The organism is Amycolatopsis dendrobii, assembly GCF_014145675.1.
GTDB classification, from domain to species: domain Bacteria; phylum Actinomycetota; class Actinomycetes; order Mycobacteriales; family Pseudonocardiaceae; genus Amycolatopsis; species Amycolatopsis dendrobii.
Map to the genome: position 1 here is coordinate 557,944 of NZ_JACGZW010000001.1, position 22,915 is coordinate 580,858.

Consider the following 22,915-nt stretch of genomic DNA (forward strand, 5'->3'; position numbering starts at 1 on the left):
AGCCCTGACGGACGCTGATTCCGCCAGGGCTCCCCTCCCGGACGTTCGCCGCCAAGGCGGGATGGTGCGGAGTCAGGGTTTGTGCCACAGATGGACGGTGTTGTCCGCGGTCGCGCCCGAGGCCGTGGCGACGGTCTTCCGGTCCGGGCTGACGGTGATCGCGGCGATTCCGGGCAGGCCCGCGCCCTCCTGTTTCCCGTCGAGATCGACGACGGCGAGCGTTCCCGCGGAGACCGCGAGCAGGTGCTGGTCGTCCAGCCCGGCGAGGGCCATGGTGAACCAGACGGTCCCGGTTTGGAGGTCGGTCTGCGTGGGGGCCAGCGGGAAGCCGGGCCGGAGTTCCTTGTGCGTGACCGCGTCCCACTGCTGCACTTGCGCGGGCCGGCGTGCCGCGCCGGTGGTGGTGATGAGCGTCCGGCCGTCGGGGGCGAAGTCGATGGACGCGATCTGGGCGTTGTCGGCGAGGGTGATCGGATCGCCCGCCGGTTTGAGCGAAGCCATGTCCCACAGGCCGAGTTGGCTGGTGTGGGCGGAGTGGCCGTCCCATTGGTACAGGGCGAGCGTGCGCCCGTCGGGGCTGAATTCCGAATAGCGGAAGGTGGGCGGGGTGTCGATGCGCGCGATGCGGGTGCGGTCGGCGACCCGCCACAGTTCCACTCTGCGCGGCGAGGTCATCGGCACCGCCTCCACGCTGCCGTCAGCGCTGAGCGCGGGCCAGCCGCCCTCGCGGTCGATGTCTTCGAACACGAGCGGGGTGCCGGTTTCCCGGCCGGTTCGCGCGTCCCAGGTTTGCGTCGTGAGCTGCTTTTCGCTGACCCGGGAGGCGACCAGCGTGCTGCTGCCGGGGCGGAAAGCCATTCCGGCCAAGCCGGTGCGGGGGAAGGGGCCGATGCGCTTGCCGACAGGTTTGCGGGTCGCGACGTCCAGGACGTCGATCGAGAAGTCGTCGTTCAGCGTGGCGAGCAGCCGTCCGTCGGGACTGAACTTGAGGAACTGCGGATGCGCGCGGGACACGAGGAATCCGGCTTCGACGAGCGGCGGCTGCGGTGCGGGCGGAAGCGTGTCGGGTACGGGGTTCGGCCACGCGATCCAGGCGGCGAGTCCGGCGACGACCACGGTGAGTGCGCCGATCAGGATCCGCCGACGCGAGAGCGGGCGCCGCGGGGTGGCTGGCGTGTCGGTGACCTGGTAGATCACCGGGTCGGGTTGGTCCTGCGGTGTCGGCTGGCCGTCGAGGAAGGGGGCGAGTTCGGCCGCGCGGTCCGCGATGAGCTTTTCGACCGCGGGCGGCCACGGGGCGGTGGCCGGGCCGATCGCTTCGAGGAGTTCGGCGGCGGTGGCGTTCTCCGCGAGACGCAGGCGAAGTGCCTCGGGAAGCGCGGCGAGCAGGGCGCCGAGCGCGAGCAGGTCGTCGGCCGGGTTTTCGCCAGCCGCGCGGGGGATGAGCCTGGCCCCGCTGCTGGTGAGCCGGATGTGGGACGCGTCGAGGTGTCCGTGCGCCAGTCCGGCGCTGTGGAGCCGGGTCAAATCGGCCGCGATTCCGGCGGCCAGCCGGAGGACGGCCGGTTCGGGCAGCGGGGCGGGCACGTCCTGCAGCAAGGGGCCGGGATGGAATTCCGAGGCATGCCACGGCGTGGACGCGTCCGGATCGGCGTCGAGCACCGTGCTCAATGCGGCGGTCTCGGCGCGGAATCCGGCAGATTCCGAGAGGGTGAGCGCGACGAGGCGGTCGTCCGGTCCGCTGCCGAGCAAGACCCGGGTCGTCTCGTCCCGGTGCAGTTCCGCGAGGACTCGGTACTGCCCGAGCCAGAGCGGGTCGCCGACCGCTGGTCTTCTCATCAGCTGCCTCCCCAGAAAGCTGTGCGAGAAGGGTGATCCTGCCAGGCGTGCGGCCGGGCTAGGTACGTGCGGGCAGAATTTCTCGCCGTCGCGGGGCACGACCCGGGCGGGGAGTGCTTGAATGCGATCATGGTCGCACTTCGCACACTGGGCTCGTCCGACGTCGCCGTCTCCCCGCTGTGCCTTGGCGGGAACGTGTTCGGCTGGACCGCCGACGAACGGGCGTCGTTCGCGGTGCTGGACGCGTATGCCGAGGCGGGCGGGAACTTCGTCGACACCGCCGATTCGTACATGTACCACTTCCCGGGCAACGAGGCCGGGCAGTCCGAGCGCATCATCGGGAAATGGCTCGCTTCGCGCGGGAACCGGGACGACGTGGTCGTCGCGACGAAGGTCGGGGACAACCCGCGGTTCAAGGGGCTCGCGCCGGCGAACGTCAAGGCCGCGGCCGAGGAATCGTTGCGGCGGCTGGGGATCGAGCGGATCGACCTGTACTACACGCATTTCGACGACGAGTCCGTCCCGGTCGGCGACGTCGTCGCCGCGCTCGACGAACTGGTGAAGGAAGGCAAGGTCCGCGCGATCGGGACGTCGAACATCAGCCCGGAGCGGCTGGCCGCGTCGCTGGAGTTCGCCGATCGCGAGGGCCTGGCGAAGTACGTCGCGCTGCAGCCGAAGTACAACCTCGTTTCGCGGGAGTACGAGAGCGAGCGGCGGGGGATCGTCGAACAGCACGGGCTGGCCTGCGTGCCGTATTTCGGTCTGGCGTCGGGGTTCCTGACCGGCAAGTACCGGCCGGGCCAGCAGGTGGACAACATCCGCAATCTGCCCGGGCTCGCGGGCGGTTACGCGGACAGCGAGCACGGGATGAAGGTGCTCGCGGCGCTGGAGGAGGTCGCGAAGGCGCGCGGCGCGGAGATGCCGACGGTCGCGTTGGCGTGGCTCGCGCAGCAGCCGACTGTGGTCGCGCCGATCGCGTCCGCGCGCACGGTCGAGCAGGTTCCCGCGCTGGTCGCGATGCACGACGTGGAGCTGAGCGACGAGGAACTGCGGATTCTGGACGCCGCCTCGGCACAGTAGGTCAGCTGTGCCGAGGCGGGTCCTGGGCGCCGACGCCGAGCACGCGGCCGAGTGCGATGAGTCCCTCGTCGAGGTGGCTCAGGCTGGACAGCACGGCGCGGGTCTCGGCCTCGTCGATCCGGTCGGCGACCGGGGTCCCGTCGTCGCGGACGAGTTTGCGCGGCCGGCTGCCGTTCGGGTTGCTGACCGCCTCGTGCACGAGGTCGACGTTCGCGATGATCCGGCCGGCGAACTGGTCCAGCCGCTCCGAGACCGGACCGGCGAGCTGGCCGGGCTGCGCGCGGGCGGCCACGTGCCGGGCCCGGAAGGCGATGCCCTCCAACGTGGTCAGCACGTGCCAGCCGTAGTCGCGGCGGGCGCTGCGCAGGTTGATCGGGTGGGTGAGCGGTTCGATGGTCAGCCGCACCTGCTCGACCGCGCGGTCGAGGTCGCGGGACATCTCGATGATGTTCACGTTCTCGCGGCCGGACAGCAGGGTCGCGGCCGATTCGACGAACTCGTGCAGTTCGTCGAGCGCGATCGCGATGTCGTCCAGCATCACCGCGCGCGTGCGGACCGGCAGCACCACCACGGCGGCGAGCAGTCCGCACGCGGCGCCGACCGCGGTTTCGGCGACCCGGATCCACAGCACTTCGATGCTGAACGTGCCGAGCAGGCTGTAGAGCAAGCCCAGCATGCTGGTCACGAAGAACGCCATGAGGAACTGCGAGACCCGCGCGGTGTAGACCATGCCGAAGACGCAGACCAGCAGCAGCGCGAGGATCGCCGGGGTGTTGCCGCTGACCAGCAGCGCCAGTGCGACGCCGCCGACGATGCCCAGCAGGGTCCCGCCGGTGCGGCGCATGCCCTTCACGAACCGCGCGCCCGCGCTGGACGTGCCGATGAAGACGACGAACACCGTCAGCACCGCCCAGTACCAGCGCTGCGGCGAGATGAGCTGCCCGGCCAGCACCGCGAGCCCGCCGCCGAGCACGGCCTGGATCGCGCCGCGGGTCTGGTTGTCGTAGGCGAACGCCTTGGTCGGTTCGGCTTCCTCGTCTTCGTCGGCCGGGAAGTCCACTGTGGACCGCAGGCTCGCGATGCGCTGCGCCCGGTCGTCCGCGACGGCCAGTTCGGCGATCGCACGGCGCACGCCGTCGCCGGGGTGCGCGCGTTCGTCGATCCGGCTGCCTTCCACGAGCATCCGGCTGTACTCGCCGGTCTCGCTGATCAGCGGCAGGTCGCGCGGGTCGCGTTCCATCAGCGACCGGAACCGCGACAGCCGGGCCACGAGATCGTCCGCGACGCCTTCGGGCAGCGGGTGCGAGCAGGTCCGGCGCACGGTGATCACCAGCCACTGCACGGCCAGTTCGACCTCGATCACCCGGCGGCGCAGCTGGTCGGCGCGGCGGTCGTCGACCACGTCCGGGGCGTGGTCCTCGATCAGCAGGACCACCTCGTGCAGCCGCTCCACCGACGTGCGGATCTGCCGGTCGCTGCGGTCCGAACCACCGGACGAGATGTACGCCTCGGTCGCCCGCACCGCCGCGCCGAGCCGCGCCCGGAACGCCTGCCGGTAGCGGATCAGCTCGCTTTCGGCGTTGCGGCGCAACAGAAGGAACCGCACGACCGCGTTCGCCGCGACGCCGATCGCGAGCGCGAGCAGCAGATGTGGCACCTGCGCGAGGTGCGCTTGCAGGAACATCGGGAAGAAGAACAGGAAGAACGCCATCGACCCGAGCGCGATGCCGCGCGCGCCGAACCGCTGCACGTACACCGCGACGAAGATCAGCAGCACGAACACGACGCTGTCGAGCGGCGCGTAGGCGGAGCCGAAACAGGCGGCCGTGATCGAGGCGGCCCCGACCAGCAGCGCGAGCAGCAGCGTGACGGCCTGGCCGCCGCTGGTGGCGTCGTTGACGGTGAACGCGCTCATCATCGCCGCGATGGCCGCGACGAGCGTGGTGGTCAGCGGGAAATGCAGCGGCTGCATCGCGAGGACCGCGATGACGATGCCGAGCACCGCGGACGCGGCGAGCCGCAGCCGGACGAGGCCGGGGTCGGCGGCCGCCAGCCGGTCGAGGAAGGCGTTGCGCACGTCGGTGATCATCGGGCGAGCAGCTCCCACTGGGCGAGGGCGACGCGCCGCCGGGTCGAGGCGCGGACCCGCAGCCGGTAGTGCCGGCACGCGGCGGGATCGGCGAGCGCGAACGGCCGGGTTTGCCGCCGCCAGCCGAACACCTCGCCGGAGCGTTCGTCCAGGGTCCGCCACTGTCGGCCGTCGTCGGAGCCTTCGAGCACCCAGTCCTTCGGATCGCCCGCGCTGGCGCCGGAGGTGAGCGTGTAGAGGACGACCTCGCGCGGCTCGCCTTCCGCGGTGAAGGTGATGGTCGGCCTGGGCGTGCGGAAGACCGCCTGGGTGCGGCTGGTGTTGTCCGCCAGAACGGCGTGGACGCTGTGGACGGCGAGGTCGCTGAGCGGTGCGGGGGCGACCGGGGTGACCGGTTCCGTGCCCCAGCCGCCGGGTTCGGCGCGGACGTCGAACTCCAGCACCGCGCCGCGCGCGAGGACCGCGTGCGCGAGGGTGGCCGAATGATGCGGTTCGCCGTCGACAGTCAGGCCGTGCACGTAGGGCGTGTCGGGTCCGCTGTCGGCGGCCGCGGCGCGGGGTGCTCGGATCACCAGGTCCTTTCCGTTCTCGAGGTGCACGGTGGCGGAGCGGAACAGCGGCGCGCACACCGTGTACCGCGGGCTGCCGACGGTCAGCGGGTAGAGACCGAGGGCGGTGAAGACATACCAGGCCGACATTTCCCCGTTGTCCTCGTCCCCGGGATAGCCCTGGCCGAGTTCGCTGCCGAGGTACAGCCGCCGCAGCGCCTCGCGGACGGTCCGCTGCAGTTTCGCCTGGGCCCCGGCGAAGGCGTAGACGAACGGGATGTGGTGCGAGGGCTGGTTGGAGTGCCCGTATTGGCCCATGCGCACGTCCCGGGCCTCGGTCATCTCGTGGATCCGGCCGCCCTGGCCCGTTTCCGGGGTCCGGAAGAACTCGTCGAGCTTCGCCTCGAGACCTTTCGGGCCGCCGTGGAGCGCGGCGAGGCCGGGACCGTCGTGCGGCGCGGAGAACGCGGTGTTCCAGGCGTTGGTCTCGACGTAATCCGGACCCCACCCGGTGGGATCGAATCCTTCAGCCGGGCACCGCCAGCCGCCGTCGAGGGTGCGGCCCTGGAAGAAGCCGATCCGCTTGTCGAAGTGGTTGGCGTAGTGCTGGGCGCGCTGACGGAAGTAGACGGCGTTGTCGGCGAACCGGCGGGCCCGCGCGCCGCCGCTTTCCCGGGCGAGCGCGTCGGACAGGTTGGCGAGGCCGAAGTCGTTGAGACAGCCTTCCAGCGCCCAGGACAGGCCGCCGCGGGTCGAGGCCGGCGTGTAGCCGAGGAACGCGGACCGGTCGAGCCCCTTGCGGCCGACGCCTTTGCGCGGCGGGGCGACGGTGGCGTTCTTGAGCGCGGCGTCGTAGGCAGCCTCGACGTCGAAGTTCGTGACGCCCTTCAGGTACGCGTCGGCGAACGCGACGTCGGAGCTGGTGCCGGTCATCAGGTCGGCGTAGCCGGGGGAGGACCAGCGGGCGATCCAGCCGCCTTCGCGGTACTGCTGCACGAAACCGTCGATCATCCGGCCGCACTGGCGCGGCGCGAGCAGCGCATACGCGGGCCAGGCGGTGCGGTAGGTGTCCCAGAAGCCGTTGTTGACGTACAACTCGCCGTCCACGACCTTCGCGCCGGTGCGCCGCCGCGTGCTCGGCCGGAAACTCCGCACGACCGGACTCGCGTGCCGGATCCCGCGCGGCGTGTTCTCGTGCGCGACGTTCGGGTACAGGAACAGCCGGTAGAGGCACGAGTAGAAGGTGGTCAGCTCGTCCTCGGACGCGCCTTCCAGCTCGACCCGGCCGAGTACGTCCTGCCAGCGTCGCCGCGCCTGGTCCCGGACCTGGTCGAACGTGGTGCCCGCCGGGATTTCCAGCGCCAGGTTGCGTTTCGCCTGCGCGAGGCTGATCAGCGACGTCGCGATTCGCAGCGTGACCTCGGGCGCGGCGAACTCCAGGCTGCCGGTCACCGTCCGCCAGAACGGCCGCCGGATCCGCCCGCCTTTCTCCGGGCGCTGGTCGGCTTCGGCGTAGACGAACATCCGCCGCGCGCCGGCCGACAGCCCGCTCCGCACCCACGTGTGCCCGGTGACGACCCCGCGTTGCGCGTCGATCCGGAGACCGCCGCGGTTGCGGGCGTTGTCGAACAGCACCCAGCCTCTGCTTTCGGGAAAAGCGAAGCGGAACATCGCCGCGTGCTCGGCCGGCGCGACCTCGGCGGTGATGCCGCCGCGGAACCGGACGCGGTAATGGTGCGGCCGGTCGGTCTCGTCGTCGTGGCCGAACGCCAGCGACCGCCGCACCCGGTCCGGCTCGACCGGGCCGGCGCCGGGCATGAGGTGGAAGGTGTGCCGGTCGCCCATCCACGGACTCGGCTGATGACTGAGCCCGAACGCCTGCAGCCGCGGCTCGTTCCGCGCGTCGTTGTGCCGGTGGTAGGAGTAGAACCAGTTCAGCGCCCGCGCGTCGGTGACCGGGGTCCAGAAGTTGAACCCGTGCGGGACCGCGGCGGCCGGGAAGGTGTTGCCGCGCGAGAATTCGCCGCTGGAATGCGTGCCGCGAGTCGTGCGGACCCAGTCGACCGGGTCCCGGTGCTCCGGCGGATGCTCGGCGATCCGGACGTCGTCCAGCCAGCCCGTCCCGTCTCCGTCGAACGCGGTCGTCAGCAGGATCCGCCGCACCCGCCGCCCCGCGAACGCCTTCAGCGGACGACGCACCAGGTTCCACTGGTCGACGTACAGCGCCTTCGCGGCCGGGGAGAACCCGGCGCGGCTGCCGTCGTCGAACTCGACATCGAGCGCTACCTGCGTGCTGCGGTAGCTCGGGACCGGACCGTCGGAGGCCGGGAAGACCACATACGACAGTGCACTGTGGTCAGTGACCGGAATGTCCACCTCGAACAGCGGCACGGGCGGACCGGCCTCGTACCGCAAGGCTTTCCGCCCGGTGAACCCGACACCGGTCTTCGCGGTCGGCGACCGGCGCGGCCCGCTGTCCACCCGCGCCCCCGCGACCGGCTGCGGATCGCCCGCTTCGAACGAGGAGAAGAACGCAGCCGTGGTCACGGCCCCCACGGTAATCGCTCCCGCACCGGCTGTGCCGGATCAGCTCGCGGTGAGCCGGATCAACCCCGCGTCGGTGGAGGCGAAACCGCAAGCGCCGAAGTAGAACGGGCGCAGGTGCGGTTCGAAGTCCACGTGCAGCCACTCGCAGCCCGCTTCCTTCGCCGCGTCCCGCGCCCGGCGGACGAGCTCGGTGCCGATGCCGCGGTGCTGCCAGTCCGCGTGCACCTTCGGATCAAGGAGGAACGCGTGGTCGGCGCCGTCCCAGGCCAGGTTCGCGAAGCCGACCAGAGTGGCGCCGTCGTGGGCGCTGATCCAGCCGAGACTGTGCCGCCTCGCCCGGTCCCACCAGCCGGGCTCCGCGTTTCCGCCGTGCGCTTCGGTGAGCGCGACGAGCTGCGCGTCGGTCAGATCGGCGCGCCAGGCGTAGGTGATCTTCATGGGTTCGACGCTCCCACGACGCTCGGCGGGCAGGCCACCGAATAAGCTGGTCGGCGATGGAACACGTCAGAGTGGAGGCGACCGGGACGGGCAACTATCTCGATCCTCGCGCGTATCTCGGCCTGCTGCCCTCGCTCTCGGCCGAGCTTCCGCCCGGCGCACGCGCATTCGCCGCCGACCCGGACCACTACAACTTCTCCGGCAAGCGATGCGTCAAAGACCTCGTGCTCGACACGCTGGAGCGAGGCACGACGGACGGCGAGGACTGGCTGCGACTCGGCTTCCGCCACAACTGCTGGAAACACGAAGAAGACCTGAGCATCCGCTACATCGGCCTCAGCAGTCTCGCGGCCGTCCCGGCCGGCTGGACCGGCTTCGGCCCGGTCACGCTGGACGAGATCCTGCCCCGCGAACAAGGCTGCAGCCACGAGATCGGCTTCCTCGCCGGATCCCTCACCGTCTTAAGCCGCGACTTGACCGCGACCTGGACCGAAGCCGACTGCCCGGACAAGTAGCCGATACACCGCAGGCCAGGCACCCGGAACGGATCCGAGCCCCTGGCCTGCGGCTATCTGCTGGAATTCAGCCGATCAGAGCTTCGCGCACTGCCCCGCGGACGGACCGCGGACGGTGTTGGCGAGGTCGTGATCGGTCGGGGCGGGCGAGTTGCCCGTGCAGGCCAGCGGCCCGCCCACCGTGCTGCTCGCGATGACCGGCCCCTGGTTCCCCGTCAGGTTCACCGGGCCCGAGATGTCGGTCAGCTCGATCGACACCGGACCGGTCGAACCGGTGATCGACACCGGACCGGCCACCTTCGTCCGGTTCAGCACCACCTGCGCCGCCCCGGCCGCCGCGACCGGACCGGTGATCTGGCCGCCGCGCACGACCAGCGAAGCGCCGCGCGCCACGTTCACCGGACCCGACACCGTCGCGCCGTTCAGGCACACCACACCGCTCGAGACGGTCAGCGGGCCGTTCTGCACGCCGGTCAGCGTCTTGCCGCACGAAGCGTCCGGGCGGCCCAGCAGTTCGAACTCCGCCAGCGTCGCCGGACCGCCGGCGGTCGCGGTGACCTCCAGCCGGTAGTAGGCGTAATGCGCCGGGTTCTTCACCGCGAACGCCCGGGTCTGCTGTCGCCACGGGAAGGACTGGTCGGTCTGCTGATCGGCGACCGTCCAGGTCTTCCCGTCGTAGGAACCCTTCAGCGTCCAGCTCTTCGCGTCGCCCGCGCCGGTGCCGGAGGTGAGCGTGTAGTGCGTGACCGCCTCGTCCGTCGACTTCAGCTGGTACTGCACCGCACCGGTCACCTTCGCCTGCGTGCGCGAGGTGTTGTCCAGCAGCGTCGACGCGTCCGAACCGTCCGAAGTGGACAGCGTGCCCAGCCCTGGCCCGGTCTCGTCGTGCAGCGGCGTCGGAACCGCGTCGCCCGTGGTGATCGACTTCGGCGCGTCGCCCGCGCCGGTGCCCCACGTCGACGGGTTCGGGCCCATGTCGAAGTCGAGCGTGGCGCCGTGGGCGAGCACGTCGTGCGGCAGCGACGTCGACGTCCAGTTCTTCCCGTTGACCTTCAGGCCCTGGACGTAGACGTTCTTCGCCGAGTTCTTCGGCGCGTTGATCACCAGGTCTCCGCCGGGCAGGTGCACGGTCGCCTTGGTGAACAGCGGCGACCCGATCGCGTAGTCCGGGCTGCCCATCTGCAGCGGGTAGAAGCCCAGCGCGCTGAACACGTACCACGCGGACATCTCGCCGTTGTCCTCGTCGCCCGCGTAGCCCTGGCCCAATTCGCTGCCGGTGTAGAGCCGCGACACCGCTTCGCGCACCTTCGCCTGCGTCTTCGCCGGCTGGCCCGCGTAGTCGTACATGTAGAGGATGTGGTGCGAGGGCTGGTTGGAGTGGCCGTACTGGCCCATCCGCACGTCCCGCGCCTCCCGCATCTCGTGGATCACGCCGCCGTAGCTGCCCGGGTAGTTCGCGGTCTCCTGGTCGGCGAAGAACTGGTCGAGCTTGGCGCCCAGCTTGTCCTTGCCGCCGTAGAGATTCGCCAGCCCCTGCCCGTCCTGCGGCACGGTGAAGGCCATGTTCCAGCCGTCGGTCTCGGTGTAGTCCCCGCCCCACTGCCGCGGATCGTAATCGGCCTTGGCCTTGGTGAACTTGCCGCTCGCGTCCTTGCCCTGGAAGAACCCGGTGCCCGGGTCGAACAGGTTCACGTACTGCTGCGCCCGGCTGGTGAAGTACTGGTAGTTCTCCAGGTACTCCGCCTTGCGCGGATCGTCCGCCTTGGCCTGGTCGTACATCTTCTTCGACAGGTTCGCGATGCCGAAGTCGTTGACATAGCCCTCGATCGCCCACGAGAAGCCCTCGGCGGTCGAATTCGGGGTGTACCCGAGGAAAATCGACTGGTCCAGACCCTTGCGGCCGACCGCCGAGTTCGGCGGCGTCACCGTCGCGTTCTTCAGCGCCGCGTCGTAGGCCGACTTGACGTCGAAGTTGGTCACGCCCTTCTGGTAGGCGTCGGCGAACGCGACGTCCGAGCTCGTGCCGGTCATCAGGTCGGCGTAACCGGGGGAGGACCAGCGCGCGATCCAGCCGCCGTCGCGGTACTGCTGCACGAAACCGTCCACCATCTTGCCCGCCATGTCCGGCGTGAGCAGCGAATACGCCGGCCAGGTCGTGCGGTAGGTGTCCCAGAAGCCGTTGTTCGCATACGTCTGGCCGTCGACGACCTTCGACCCGGTCTGCGTCGCGGTGTCCGTGCCGGTCTTCGGCGACACCGGGCTGGCGTACCGGTACTTCGGCGCCTCCTTCGTGCCGACGTTCTCGAAGCCCTCGTTCGGGTACAGGAACAGCCGGTACAGGTTGGAGTACAGCGTCTCCAGCTGGTCCTTCGACGCGCCCTCGACCTCGATCACGCCGAGCTGCTTGTCCCACGCCTGCTGCGCCGCGTCCCGCACCGCGTCGAACCCGGCGTTCGGGGCGATCTCCTGCTCCAGGTTCTTCTTCGCCTGGTCCACGCTGATCAGCGACGTCGCGATCCGCATCGTCACGGTCTTGTCCGCGCCCGCGGCGAACCGCAGGTAGCCGGTCACGTTGTCCCGGTTCTGGCCGGTCAGCTTGCCGCCGGTCGTGACGGGCTTGTCGAACGTCGCGTAGACGAACATCCGCCCGGCGCCCGCGGACAGCCCGCTCTTCGCGTCGGAGTACCCGCTGAGCGTGCCGTGCGCCGGGTCGAGCGTGAGCCCGCCGGAGTTGTTGACGTTGTCGAAGATCAGGCTGGAATCGTTGCCCGGGAAGGAGAAGCGCATCATGGCCGCGTGATCGGCCGGCGCGATCTCGGTCTTGATCCCGTTCTGGAACGTGACGCCGTAGTAATGCGCCCGCGCCACCTCGTTGTCGTGCGTGAACGGCAGCGCCCGCTTGTCGCGGCTGGCGTCCGGCACCCCGGTCGCGGCCGAGGGCATCACCTGGAAGCTCTGCCGGTCGCCCATCCACGGGCTCGGCTCGTGGCTCACGCTGAACGCCTGCAATGCGGGAAGATTGTCCGCGTTGTTCTGCGAATGGTAGTTGTACAGCCAGCTCGCCGAACCCGCGTCGGTCACCGGCGTCCAGAAGTTGAAGCCGTGCGGCACCGCGGTCGCCGGGAAGTTGTTGCCGCGCGAGAACGTGCCGTTCGCCATGGTGCCGCGAGTGGTGAGCACATTGTCGCTGGGCCGGGTGCTGGCCGGCGGCGTCGGCGTCACGGAGATCTTCAGATCGTCCAGCCAGCCCGCGAACTGCGCCGGGCCGTTCGGGTTGTCGTAGCCGACCGCGATCCGGTCGATCGTCTTGCCCGCCGCGACCCGCCCGATCGCCGACCGCACCAGGTTCCACTGGTTCGCGTACAGGACCTTGCTCGCGCCCTGCCCCTCCGGCGTCAGCGGGAACCCGTACTGGTCGGTCGCGCCGAGATCGCGCAGATGCGTGCCGTCGGTGAAGTCGAGGTCGACCGCGACATTCGTGCTCGGGTATTTCAGATCGCCCTCGGCGAACTGCGGTTGCACCTTGTACGACAGCTCGGTCGTCTCGGTCACCGGGAGGTCGACGTCGTAGACCTTGTTGTAGGAGTAGCCGTGCCCGGCCTCGGGCTGGCTCCCGGAGTACCGGAACGCCTTCTTGCCGGTGAACCCGACCCGGTTCTTGTTGGTATAGCCCGAATTCGGGCCGGAATCCACGACGCTGCGCATGTTCGGCAGCGGCGGCGGGGCCGGATCGTCGTTGGCCAGCAGCAGCTCCGAGAACTGCATGATGTCGTCGCCGTGATTGCGCGTGACGTCCATCTGGTAATACCGGTACGGCGCGCTCGGCGCGGCCAGCTTGTAGTCGTTCTGCTGGAACCGCTTGTCGAACGACTGGCCCGACTGCTTGTCCAGATCGGTCCACGTCTTGCCGTCGTCCGAACCGCGCAGCGTCCAGTCCTGCGGGTCGCGGCCGGGCGCGTCGTTGGCCGAGGACACCGCGTAGTGCGTGATCTTCACCGGCTCCGACAGCGTGAACGTCACCGACGCGGCCGGATCCCACGACAGCCACTTCGTGCCCGTGCTGCCGTCGATCAGGTTCGCGGCGACCTCGCCGCCGCCGGTGTTCTCGCTGGTCGCGCTGATGTCGGTGACCTTGCCCCGGATGTCGCCGGGGATCGCGGTCCCGTTCGCGCCGTCCACGCCCGAAGCCCGCGGCTTCCCGGCGGCGTCGGTGTCGACAGCGTCCTGGATCGGTTGCGGGTCGTTCGGTTCGAACGACGAAACGAAGTCCGGCGGGGCGGCCTCGCCCGGCGCGGCACCGGCCGCGGCGGGCAGGACGACCAGGCCCGCCGCCGCCACCGCCGCGGCGAGCACGGCGTGCAACGGTCTGGCGCTTCGGGGCATCGTTGCTCCCAGTTCGTCAGGGGATCGGGGGCCCGGGACTTCGGACGTCCCGGGGCCCCGGAAGCTCAACGCGCGGGTGACATCGATGTCAAGGCCGCCCCGCAAACCTGACCGGAAACGGACAACCCGCGGCGGCCCGGCTACGGCAACCGGGTGCCGCTGCCCTCGGACCGCCCCGCCACGGCATTGGGGTTTTCTCGGGAGCGCGCGGGGCGGCGGGTTCCCTCATGTACTTCACCGGGACCCACGCGACCCAGCCGGTCCGCGAAGCCGCCGCTAGCCCGGTCGAGCGCACCGGAGCCGAGGCCCGGCGGGTATAACAGAGTCCATGCCAGACGACGCCATCGATCCCGACGAGGAAGCCCGCCGCCGGGCCGGACTCGCCCTCGCCAACGGCGACCCCACCGGGTGGTTCGAGCCCCTCTACGCCGCGGCGGAAGCCGGCGAGGCCGTCCTGCCGTGGTACCGCGGCGAGCCCTCGCCGGAACTCGCCGCCTGGGTCGCCGGGCGGCCCGGCAACGGACGCCGCGCGCTCGTCGTCGGCTGCGGGATGGCCGACGACGCCGAACTCCTCGCCGCAGCCGGATACGAGACGTCCGCCTTCGACGTCTCGCCCAGCGCGATCAAAGCCGTGCTCAACCGCTTCCCGGACACCGTCGTCTCCTACCGCACCGCGGACCTGCTCACCCCGCCCGCGGAATTCCACTACGCCTTCGACCTGGTCGTGGAGATCATGACCGTCCAGTCGATGCCCAAGGACGTCCACGACCCGGCCATCGCCTCGGTGTCCGGTTTCGTCGCCCCGGGTGGGACCCTCGTCGTCGGCGCGGTCGCCGAGGAAAGCATCGACCTCGACACCTGGGAAGGGCCGCCATGGCCGCTCAGCAAGGCCGAGGTCGAATCCTTCGCCCGCGACGGCGTCACCGTGACCTCGCTGGACCGCGTCCGCGACGACAGCCGCTGGTGGGCGGAGTTCAGCCGCTGATGCCCGAGGACCGTCCCGCGACCAGCCACGAACGCCACGCGGGCCGTCCGTGGGACGAGTCCTATCAGGACGGTCCCGCGCCGTGGGACCTCGGCCGCCCGCAACCGGCGATCGTCGAACTCGCCGCCGAGGGCGCGTTCCGCGGCACGGTCCTCGACGCCGGATGCGGCACCGGCGAGAACACGCTGCACCTCGCCGCCGCCGGACTGTCCATTGTGGGCATCGACGTCGCGGAAACCGCGGTCGCGCAAGCGAAACAGAAGGCCCGCGACCGGGGAATCGCGGCCGAGTTCGCGATCGGCGACGCGTTCCGGCTGTCCGCGCTGGACCGGACGTTCGACACCGTCCTCGACTGCGGCCTGTTCCACACCTTCGACGCCGGCGAGCGCCAGACCTACGTCGCCAGCCTCGCGTCCGTCACCGAACCGGGCGCGAGGCTGCACATCCTGTGCTTCCGCGAAACCGGCGCGGCCGCCGGACCGCATCCGGTCGCCCGCGCCGAGCTCGAAGCGCCTTTCCGGCGCGAAACCGGCTGGCGCATCGAAACCCTGCGCGACAGCCGGATCGTCGCGAGATTCGCGCCGGACGGTCTTCCGGCCTGGCTGGCGACCGTCCAGCGCGTCACTGCGTGAACCTCAGCAGGACTCCAGGAACCGCGTCAGCACCCGCGTCCCGAACCGCAGCCCGTCCACCGGCACGCGCTCGTCCACACCGTGCGCCATCGCCCGGTACGGGAAGCCTTCCGGCAGCGCCAGGGGAGCGAAGCCGTAGCACGCCATCCCCAGCTGGGTGAACGCTTTCGCGTCCGTCCCGCCACCCATGCAGTACGGCACCACGACCGCCTCCGGGTCCTCCGCCCGCAGCGCCTCGGCCATCGCGTCGAACCACGGCGAATCGACCGGAGCCTGCACCGGCGGCTGATGCGCCACGAATTCCCGCGCGACACCCTCGCCCAGCAACGAATCCACCACCGCGAACAGCTCGTCCTCGGTCCCCGGCAGCACCCGGACGTCGACCTGCGCGGTCGCCGTCGACGGGATCACGTTCACCTTGTACCCGGCTTCGAGCATCGTCGGCGTGGTGCTGTTGCGCACCGTCGGCACGACCAGCGACCCGGCCGCTCCCAGCCGCGCCACGGTGTCGTCGACCGCGTCGCCCGACGACAGGTCCACCGGCACCCCCAACGCGGCGCCGGTCCGTTCCAGGAACGCCCGCACGGTCGGCGTCAGCTGCACCGGCCAGCGGTGGTCCGCGATCCGCTGCAACGCCCCGACCAGCCGCACGACCGCGTTCTCCGCGTTCGGCCGCGACCCGTGCCCGGCCCGCCCGCTCGCGGTCAGCCGCAGGTGCGCGGTGCCGCGCTCGGCCGTCCCGACCGGGTACAGCCGCACTTTCCGGCCGTCCGCGGCGGGCACGTGGTAGCTGTACCCGCCGGACTCGCTGATCGCCGCCGCGCAGCCCTCGAACAGGTCCGCGTGCTCCTTGACCAGCCAGTGCGCGCCGTAGTCGCCGCGGTCCTCCTCGTCGGCGACGAACGCCAGCACGAGATCCCGCCGCGGCCGCAGCCCGGAAGCGACGGCGGCCAGCACCATCGCGCAGAAATCCTTCATGTCGACCGCGCCGCGGCCCCACAGGAACCCGTCGCGGACCTCGCCGGAAAACGGCGGTACAGACCAATCGGCGGCCCGCGCGGGCACCACGTCCAGATGCCCCTGCACGAGCAGCGCGGGCAATGCCGGATCGGCGCCCGGGATCCGTGCGACGACGTTCGACCGCTGGAGCTCGGGCTCCAGAATCCGCGACGGAACCCCGTGCCGGTCAAGGAATTCGGCGACGTACTCGGCGGCGAGCCGTTCGCCCGCCGCCTCTCCGCCGCCGTAGTTGGTGGTGTCGAACCGGATCAGGTCCGCGCACAGCGAAACAACGTCGATCTCAGCCATAAATGCCCTGCACCGCCCCTGCCGCGATGGCCGTGACCACCTTGAACGCCTTCATCGCCTCGGTCATGCTCGGCGCCTCGAACGCGACGCGCCGCGTCCCGGTCTGCTCCACGGTCGGGATGACCGCGGTCGCCTGCGCCAGATGGCTCGCGTCGAACTCGACCTCGATCCGGTGCCGCCCCGGCGTCCGCTCGGTCCGCCCGGCGAGCCCCATCGCCTCGCGCGCGCCGGTTTCCAGCAGGTGCGCGGTGCGCGCCGGCGGCAGGCAGATCGCCGCGTACCGGCTCACGCATTCCTTGACCTGCACCAGTTCCGCGTCCGGCGCGTAGTCGCGCGCGTCCTCGCAGGTCTGGTCGTCGCCGCTGACCAGCAGCACCGGCACGCCGTACTCGCCGGCCATCGCGGCGTTCAGCCTGCCCTCGCTCGCGGGCACGTCGTCCAGCCACACGCCGGTGATCTGGTTCTCCAGGTAGGTGTGCGACAGGACGCCGTCGAACCCGGCCCCGGCGTGGTAGCCGAGGAACACCACACCGTCCACACCGGAATCGATGCCCTGCATCATCGACAGCGGCTTGTGCCGCCCGGTCAGCATCCGCGCGCGTTCGTCGAGGTCTTCCAGCAGCAGGTTGCGCTGCGACGAGTGCGCCTCGTTGACGAGCACGTCGGTCGCGCCCGCCGCGTACAGGCCGGCCAGCACCGCGTTGACGTCGCCGGTGAACATGCCCCGGAACCGCTGCCACTGCGGGCTCCCGGGCACGACGTCGTCGGTCCAGGTGACCCCCGTGGCGCCTTCCATGTCGGCCGAGATCAGGATCCGCATGCCGGGCACTCTAGTGATCCGCGCCGCGACCATAACGATCGGACACGCAGCGGCGCCGTCACATATTGCGCGCTTCCCGCCGTATGTGGTTACTTTTCGTCTCTGGGGTCGGGGATTGACGATGGGGTGGTTCTCAAGTGCGAAATAAGCACAGGCGGCACGGGTTGCGCCGCGTTTTCGGTGTCGTGATGGCAGGAACGCTGGCGATTCTGCCGCTGGCGGGCACTGCGACGGCACAAGCGGCACAACAGCAGGGGCAGCCGAAGGTGCTGCGGGTCGCGTTGACCACTGGTATCGACCACTTGAACCCGTTCACCGCCGGGCTCGCCGCGTCGACCCAGGTCGGCCGGTTCATCTACGAGTTCCTGACGATCCCGTCGCAGGACAAGGCCGAGCCCGCCCCGGCGCTCGCCGAATCGTGGACGACCTCGCCGGACAAGCTGACCTGGACCTTCAAGATCCGCAAGGGCGCGAAGTGGTCCGACGGGCAGCCGGTCACCGCGAAGGACGCCGCGTTCACCTTCAACCGGATGCTCACCGACTCCACCGCGCGCACCGCGAACGGCAACTACGTCGCGAGCTTCGAATCGGTGAAGGCTCCGGACGACACGACGCTGGTGATCAAGACCAAGACCGTCCAGTCGTCGATGACCCTGCTCGACGTCCCGATCGTGCCCGAGCACGTGTGGTCGCAGATCAAGGACCTGAGCGATCCCAAGACCGACACGATCCCGGTCGTCGGCGTCGACGACGGGCCGTACCAGATCACCGAGTACAAGCAGAACGAATACGTCAAGTTCAAGGCCAACAAGAACTACTGGCGCGGCGCGCCCAAGGTCGACGAGCTGCAGCTGCTGGTGTTCAAGGACGTCGAGGCCGCGGTGAATGCCCTCAAGCAGGGCGAGGTCGACGTGATCAACCGGCTCACCCCGACCCAGTTCGACGCGCTCAAGGGCCAGCCGAACATCGAGCTGAACAAGGCCCCCGGCCGCCGCTACAACGCGCTCAACATCAACTTCGGCGTCCAGAACTCCGAGAACAAGCCGATCGGCAACGGCAACCCGGTGCTCAAGGACATCCGGCTGCGCCAGGCGATCGCCCAGTCGATCGACGTGAAGACGATCGTGGACAAGGTCGCGGGCGGCTACGCCCAGCCCGGCGGCGGCGTGATCCCGCCGATCTACTCGGCCTACCACTGGGATCCGGCGCCGGGGGAGGCGCGCAAGTTCGACCTCGCCGCCGCCAACGCCGCGCTCGACGCCGCCGGCTACCCGAAGGGCCAGGACGGCATCCGCACCGCGCCCGGCGGCGCCCGCCTCGAACTGCGGCTCACCGGACACGCGAACCGCGCGGGCGACCAGCGGCTCGCGCAGTACATCACCGGCTGGCTGCACGACATCGGCATCTCGGTGAAACAGGAACTCGTCTCCGACGACGAGCTGAACGACCGCACCAACGCGGGCAACTACGACCTCGCGATCTCCGGCTACGCGAACAACCCGGACCCGGACTACTCGCTGGCCCTGCACACCTGCGCCGCGCGGCCGAACGCCGAGGGCAAGGGCGCCACCACCGACACGTTCTTCTGCGACCCGCAGTACGACGCCCTCTACGCCAAGCAACTCGCCGAAACCGACCCGGCCGTCCGCGCCGGCTACGTCAAGCAGGCCCAGGCGCGGCTCTACAGCCAGGCCGTGAACGTCGTCTACGACTACGACGACGCGCTCGAGGCCTACCGCTCCGACAAGTTCTCCTCGTTCGGCAAGCAGCCGCAGCCCGAGGGCTCGATCCTCGAGCAGACCGCCTACTGGGGCGTGTACGGTGCGGTCCCGGCCGACGCGTCGGCCGCGTCCTCGGACAGCGGTTCCGGCACGACGGTGTGGATCGTCGTCGGCGCGGTGGCGCTCGTCGTGCTCGTGGGCGGCGGCATCGCGCTGTCCCGCCGCGGCAAATCCGCCGACGACCGGGAGTGAATCCGATGTTCCGCCAGTCGCCTGCTCCGCCCCGGCGGCCCGGGAAGGAGTCCTTGCGGGAATCCAAGTCCCGCAAGGAGTCCTTCCCGGCGCGCGAGTCCGTGCGGGGAACCCGGACCGTCCAGCGGAAGGGGAACCGCGGGTGAGCCAAGCTTTAGCCCCGGACCAGGCCTCGGTGCTCGCCGACCCCGACGAGCACCGGGGCGGGACCGGGACCCTCCGGTTCGTCCTCACGAAGATCGCCGAAGCCGCGGCCAGCGTGTTCCTGGTGATCGTCCTCGGGTTCTTCCTGTTCCGGCTGCTGCCCGGCGACCCGGTCGCGTTCATGGCCCGCGAACGGCCCACCGACCCCGGCCAGATCGCCGAACTGCGGGAACGGCTGGGCATCGACAAGCCCGTCCTGGCGCAGTTCGGGAACTACTTCGTCGGCCTGTTCCAAGGCGACTTCGGCGAGTCCTACATCGAACGCCGCCCGGTGCTGGACATGATCGGCGAACGGCTGTGGCCGACCGTGCTGCTCGTCGGCAGCGCGACCGTCCTGGCCGTCGCGCTCGGGCTGTGGCTGGGCGTTCGCGCGGCGTGGAAGCGCGACAGCTTCTTCGACCGCGCGCAGACCGGCATCGCGCTGACCTTCTGGTCGGTCCCGCAGTTCTGGCTCGGCCTGCTGCTGCTCGTGGCCACCAACGGGCTGTTCCCCAGCCGCGGCATGCACTCGCCCGACGCCGCGCCCGGATTCCTCGCGCAGAGCCTCGACGTGCTGCACCACCTGTTCCTGCCGTGCCTGACGCTGCTCGCGGTGTTCTACGCGCAGTACATGCTGGTCATGCGCTCATCGCTGCTGGGGGAGATGAACGCCGACTACCTCACCACCGCCCGCGCCAAAGGCCTGCGCGACGACCTCGTCCGGCGGCGGCACGCCGTCCCGAACGCGCTGCTGCCCACCGTGACGCTGATCTTCATGCAGTTCGGCATGGTGGTCGCCGGCGCGGTCACCGTCGAGGCGGTGTTCAGCTGGCCCGGACTCGGCCAGCTCACCTACGACGCGCTGCACGGCCCGGATCTTCCGGTGTTGCAAGGGGTTTTCATCGTCCTCGCCGGCGCCGTCGTCCTGATGAACCTGTTCGCGGAGCTGCTCTACCGCGTGCTCGACCCGAGGGTGCGTACCGCATGACCGCCGCCACCGGAACCGCGAACGAAAGCGCCCGCGCGATCGCCTGGCGCCGCCGCCGCGCCGGAATCGCCCGCACCTGGCACGAATTCGCCACGCAGAAAGCCGCGCTCGCCGGGCTCTTCCTGCTCGCGCTCACCGTGCTGCTCGCCCTGGCGCTGCCGCTGATCAGCGACCCGAGCGGGCTCGACGTCACCCGCGTCACCGGCACACCGCTCAGCCCGCCCGACAGCCAGTTCTGGCTCGGCACCGACATCGACGGCCGCTCCGTGCTGCTGATGACGTTGTGGGGCACCAGGATCTCGCTGCTCGTCGGGTTCTGCGCCACCGTGCTCAGCGTGTTCATCGGCACCCTCATCGGGATCACCGCCGCGCACTTCGGCGGCTGGGTGTCGGCGATCCTGTTGCGGTTCACCGACTTCTTCCTCGTGCTGCCCTCGCTGGTGCTCGCGATCGCACTGTCGGCCGTGCTGCCGCGCGGGATCTGGACGATCGTGCTCGCCATCGGCGTCACCGCCTGGCCGAGCACCGCCCGGCTGGTCCGCGCGCAGACGCTCACCATCGAAAGCCGCCCCTACATCGAACGCGCCCGCGCGCTCGGCGGCGGCCACCTGCACGTCATCACGAAACACGTGCTGCCCGGCGTCGCCCCGCTCGTGCTCGCCAACACCACCCTCGTGGTCGGCAACGCGGTCATCGCCGACGCCACCCTGTCGTTCCTCGGCGTCGGCGACCCCACCGCGATCTCCTGGGGCGGCATGCTCGAAACCGCCCTCAACAACGGCGCGGTCACCCGCGGCGCCTGGTGGAACCTGCTCCCGCCGGGCATCGCGATCGTGGCCGTCGTCCTGATGTTCACCCTCGTCGGCCGCGGCCTCGAAACCGTGCTCAACCCGCGGCTCAAAGGACGGCACTCGTGACCGCGCTGCTCGAACTGAAAAACCTCGGCGTCACCTACCGCACCGGCGGCGGCGACGTCCCGGCCGTCCGCGGCGTGGACCTCCGGCTCGACGCGGGCGGCACGCTCGGCGTCGCGGGGGAGTCCGGCTCCGGCAAGTCCACCGTCGCGATGAGCGTGCTCCGGCTCCTGCCGCGCAGCGCGAAGATCACCGGCGAGGTCCTGCTCGAAGGCGAGGACGTCAACGAGATGCGCTGGGGCAGGCTGCGCGCGGTCCGCTGGGCCGAGGCGTCGGTCGTGTTCCAGGGCGCGATGCACGCGCTCAACCCGGTCCGCCGCGTCGGCGAGCAGATCGCCGAACCGATCCGGCTGCACGCGCCCGAGGGCAAGACCCCGTCCGAGGCGCAGGTGCGGGCACGCGTCACCGAACTGCTCGAACAGGTCGACCTGCCGCGCTCGCGGGCGGGCGCGTACCCGCACGAACTGTCCGGCGGCCAGAAACAGCGCGTGATGATCGCGATGGCGCTGGCCTGCGAACCGCGGCTGGTGATCGCCGACGAGCCGACGACGGCGCTCGACGTCATCGTGCAGGCCCAGGTGCTGTCCGTGCTGTCGAAGCTCGTCGCCGAACGCGGCATCGGGCTGGTCATGATCAGCCACGACCTGTCCGTGCTCGCCGCCACCTGCGAACGCATCGCGGTGATGTACGACGGCGAACTCGTCGAGGAACGCCCCAGCGCCGAGCTGATGTCCTCGCCGCGGCACGAACACAGCAAAGCGCTCGCCGCGGCGTTCCCGACGGTCGGCGACCCGGTCTCGCGCTACGCCCCGGCCACCGCCACGCCGCTGCCGCCGGAACCGGAAGAGCGCGCCGGCTCCGAGGAAGACGCGCCGCTGCTCGCCGCCGAGAACCTGCACGTCACGTTCCGTGACCGCAAGGGCAAGCGGATCCACGCGGTCGACGGGGTGCACCTCGAGGTCCGCCGGGACGAGATCGTCGCGCTGGTCGGCCAGTCCGGCTCCGGCAAGACCACCCTCGCCCGCACCCTGCTCGGCCTGCAGAAACCCGACTCCGGCACGGTCCGCTACGCGGGCAAGCCGGTGCCGTCGGGCGGGGCCGGGCTGCGCGCGTACCGGCGGGAAGTCCAGCTCGTGCTCCAGGACCCGACGAGCGCGCTGAACCCGGCCCACACGGTGTACGAGGCGGTCGCGGAAGGCCCGCGCATCCACGGGCTGCCGAACGAACGCGACATCGTGCTCAGCGCCCTCGAATCCGCCGAACTGCGCCCTCCGGAGAAATACCTCGGCCGGCTCCCGCACGAGCTGTCCGGCGGCCAGCGCCAGCGCGTCGTCATCGCCGGGGCCCTCGCGCTCGAACCCTCGCTGCTGCTCGCCGACGAGCCGGTGGCCTCGCTGGACGCGTCCGTGCGCGGCGAAATCCTCGCGCTGCTGCTCCGGCTGCGCCGCCGGCTCGGCCTCTCCGCGCTCGTCATCACCCACGACCTCGGCCTGGCCTGGAACATCGCCGACCGGGTCGCGGTGATGTTCCGCGGCGAGCTCGTGGAAACCGGTACCGTCGAACAAGTCCTGCTCGACCCGCGGCACGAGTACACGAAGTCGCTGCTCGCGGCGCTCCCCGGCGGCACCGCGCAGCGGACCGCGGCCGACCGCTGACCGCGGCCCGCTCCGGGC

15 protein-coding genes are annotated in these 22,915 nt (G+C 70.5%); 8 read left to right on the top strand and 7 right to left on the bottom strand.

Going from position 1 to position 22,915, the window contains the following annotated elements:
* Positions 1-72: 72 nt before the first annotated feature.
* Positions 73-1,839: a WD40 repeat domain-containing protein kinase family protein gene (locus H4281_RS02485; protein ID WP_182889213.1), complete on the bottom strand. Its 1,767-nt coding sequence runs from the start codon at positions 1,837-1,839 to the stop codon at positions 73-75.
* A 129-nt stretch (positions 1,840-1,968) separates the two neighbouring features.
* On the opposite strand from H4281_RS02485, the gene H4281_RS02490 reads away from it, so the two are divergent.
* Positions 1,969-2,919, top strand: coding sequence for an aldo/keto reductase (locus tag H4281_RS02490; protein ID WP_182889214.1), 951 nt, complete (start codon positions 1,969-1,971; stop codon positions 2,917-2,919).
* A 1-nt stretch (position 2,920) separates the two neighbouring features.
* On the opposite strand, the gene H4281_RS02495 is transcribed toward H4281_RS02490, so the two are convergent.
* The 3 genes from H4281_RS02495 to H4281_RS02505 are packed head-to-tail and all read right to left on the bottom strand — an operon-like array spanning position 2,921 to position 8,541.
* Entirely contained in the window at positions 2,921-5,008 is a 2,088-nt protein-coding gene (locus tag H4281_RS02495) for an FUSC family protein (RefSeq protein WP_182889215.1), read from the bottom strand.
* Complete coding sequence (locus H4281_RS02500; RefSeq protein WP_182889216.1) at positions 5,005-8,103, bottom strand: GH92 family glycosyl hydrolase; 3,099 nt, start codon at positions 8,101-8,103, stop codon at positions 5,005-5,007. Before H4281_RS02500 ends, H4281_RS02495 begins: the two co-directional genes overlap by 4 nt.
* Before the next feature lie 39 nt (positions 8,104-8,142).
* Positions 8,143-8,541 (bottom strand): GNAT family N-acetyltransferase, encoded by a 399-nt coding sequence (locus H4281_RS02505; RefSeq protein WP_182889217.1) that lies wholly within the window; start codon positions 8,539-8,541, stop codon positions 8,143-8,145.
* Between the two features lie 56 nt (positions 8,542-8,597).
* Between H4281_RS02505 and H4281_RS02510 the strand changes: the two genes are divergently transcribed.
* Entirely contained in the window at positions 8,598-9,056 is a 459-nt protein-coding gene (locus H4281_RS02510; protein WP_182889218.1) for a hypothetical protein, read from the top strand.
* A 75-nt stretch (positions 9,057-9,131) separates the two neighbouring features.
* On the opposite strand, the gene H4281_RS02515 is transcribed toward H4281_RS02510, so the two are convergent.
* The gene (locus H4281_RS02515) at positions 9,132-13,439 is read right to left on the bottom strand and encodes a GH92 family glycosyl hydrolase (protein WP_182889219.1); all 4,308 of its coding nucleotides are present in this window, start codon (positions 13,437-13,439) and stop codon (positions 9,132-9,134) included.
* A 328-nt stretch (positions 13,440-13,767) separates the two neighbouring features.
* On the opposite strand from H4281_RS02515, the gene H4281_RS02520 reads away from it, so the two are divergent.
* Together H4281_RS02520 and H4281_RS02525 are read left to right on the top strand one after the other, a co-directional pair.
* Complete coding sequence (locus tag H4281_RS02520; RefSeq protein ID WP_182889220.1) at positions 13,768-14,424, top strand: class I SAM-dependent methyltransferase; 657 nt, start codon at positions 13,768-13,770, stop codon at positions 14,422-14,424.
* The gene (locus H4281_RS02525; protein ID WP_182889221.1) at positions 14,424-15,056 is read left to right on the top strand and encodes a class I SAM-dependent methyltransferase; all 633 of its coding nucleotides are present in this window, start codon (positions 14,424-14,426) and stop codon (positions 15,054-15,056) included. Before H4281_RS02520 ends, H4281_RS02525 begins: the two co-directional genes overlap by 1 nt.
* 3 nt (positions 15,057-15,059) lie before the next feature.
* Here H4281_RS02525 and H4281_RS02530 read toward each other — a convergent pair whose 3' ends face one another.
* Both H4281_RS02530 and H4281_RS02535 read right to left on the bottom strand, forming a co-directional pair.
* Positions 15,060-16,364 (bottom strand): M20/M25/M40 family metallo-hydrolase, encoded by a 1,305-nt coding sequence (locus H4281_RS02530; protein WP_182889222.1) that lies wholly within the window; start codon positions 16,362-16,364, stop codon positions 15,060-15,062.
* The gene (locus H4281_RS02535) at positions 16,357-17,184 is read right to left on the bottom strand and encodes a M55 family metallopeptidase (protein ID WP_182889223.1); all 828 of its coding nucleotides are present in this window, start codon (positions 17,182-17,184) and stop codon (positions 16,357-16,359) included. The genes H4281_RS02530 and H4281_RS02535 overlap by 8 nt, the downstream gene beginning before the upstream one ends.
* Before the next feature lie 188 nt (positions 17,185-17,372).
* On the opposite strand from H4281_RS02535, the gene H4281_RS02540 reads away from it, so the two are divergent.
* The 4 genes from H4281_RS02540 to H4281_RS02555 all read left to right on the top strand — a co-directional run bounded on the left by H4281_RS02540 (position 17,373) and on the right by H4281_RS02555 (position 22,897).
* On the top strand, positions 17,373-19,157 hold the full coding sequence (locus tag H4281_RS02540; protein ID WP_182889224.1) for an ABC transporter substrate-binding protein: 1,785 nt from the start codon (positions 17,373-17,375) through the stop codon (positions 19,155-19,157).
* A gap of 142 nt (positions 19,158-19,299) precedes the next feature.
* Positions 19,300-20,328 carry an ABC transporter permease gene (locus H4281_RS02545; protein WP_182889225.1) on the top strand — a complete coding sequence of 343 codons (1,029 nt, stop codon included), beginning with the start codon at positions 19,300-19,302 and terminating at the stop codon, positions 20,326-20,328.
* Positions 20,325-21,245, top strand: a complete 921-nt coding sequence (locus H4281_RS02550) for an ABC transporter permease (protein ID WP_182889226.1) — start codon at positions 20,325-20,327, stop codon at positions 21,243-21,245. Before H4281_RS02545 ends, H4281_RS02550 begins: the two co-directional genes overlap by 4 nt.
* The gene (locus H4281_RS02555) at positions 21,242-22,897 is read left to right on the top strand and encodes an ABC transporter ATP-binding protein (protein ID WP_182889227.1); all 1,656 of its coding nucleotides are present in this window, start codon (positions 21,242-21,244) and stop codon (positions 22,895-22,897) included. The genes H4281_RS02550 and H4281_RS02555 overlap by 4 nt, the downstream gene beginning before the upstream one ends.
* The last annotated feature ends 18 nt before the right edge of the window (positions 22,898-22,915 follow it).

Bases quoted from the DNA above. Each gene is read 5' to 3' on its own strand.
- H4281_RS02550 (WP_182889226.1), top strand. From the start codon at position 20,325: ATGACCGCCGCCACCGGAACCGCGAACGAAAGCGCCCGCGCGATCGCC.
- H4281_RS02530 (WP_182889222.1), bottom strand. From the start codon at position 16,364: ATGGCTGAGATCGACGTTGTTTCGCTGTGCGCGGACCTGATCCGGTTC.
- H4281_RS02510 (WP_182889218.1), top strand. From the start codon at position 8,598: ATGGAACACGTCAGAGTGGAGGCGACCGGGACGGGCAACTATCTCGAT.
- H4281_RS02505 (WP_182889217.1), bottom strand. From the start codon at position 8,541: ATGAAGATCACCTACGCCTGGCGCGCCGATCTGACCGACGCGCAGCTC.
- H4281_RS02525 (WP_182889221.1), top strand. From the start codon at position 14,424: ATGCCCGAGGACCGTCCCGCGACCAGCCACGAACGCCACGCGGGCCGT.
- H4281_RS02495 (WP_182889215.1), bottom strand. From the start codon at position 5,008: ATGATCACCGACGTGCGCAACGCCTTCCTCGACCGGCTGGCGGCCGCC.
- H4281_RS02535 (WP_182889223.1), bottom strand. From the start codon at position 17,184: ATGCGGATCCTGATCTCGGCCGACATGGAAGGCGCCACGGGGGTCACC.
- H4281_RS02485 (WP_182889213.1), bottom strand. From the start codon at position 1,839: ATGAGAAGACCAGCGGTCGGCGACCCGCTCTGGCTCGGGCAGTACCGA.
- H4281_RS02490 (WP_182889214.1), top strand. From the start codon at position 1,969: ATGGTCGCACTTCGCACACTGGGCTCGTCCGACGTCGCCGTCTCCCCG.
- H4281_RS02515 (WP_182889219.1), bottom strand. From the start codon at position 13,439: ATGCCCCGAAGCGCCAGACCGTTGCACGCCGTGCTCGCCGCGGCGGTG.
- H4281_RS02540 (WP_182889224.1), top strand. From the start codon at position 17,373: ATGGCAGGAACGCTGGCGATTCTGCCGCTGGCGGGCACTGCGACGGCA.
- H4281_RS02520 (WP_182889220.1), top strand. From the start codon at position 13,768: ATGCCAGACGACGCCATCGATCCCGACGAGGAAGCCCGCCGCCGGGCC.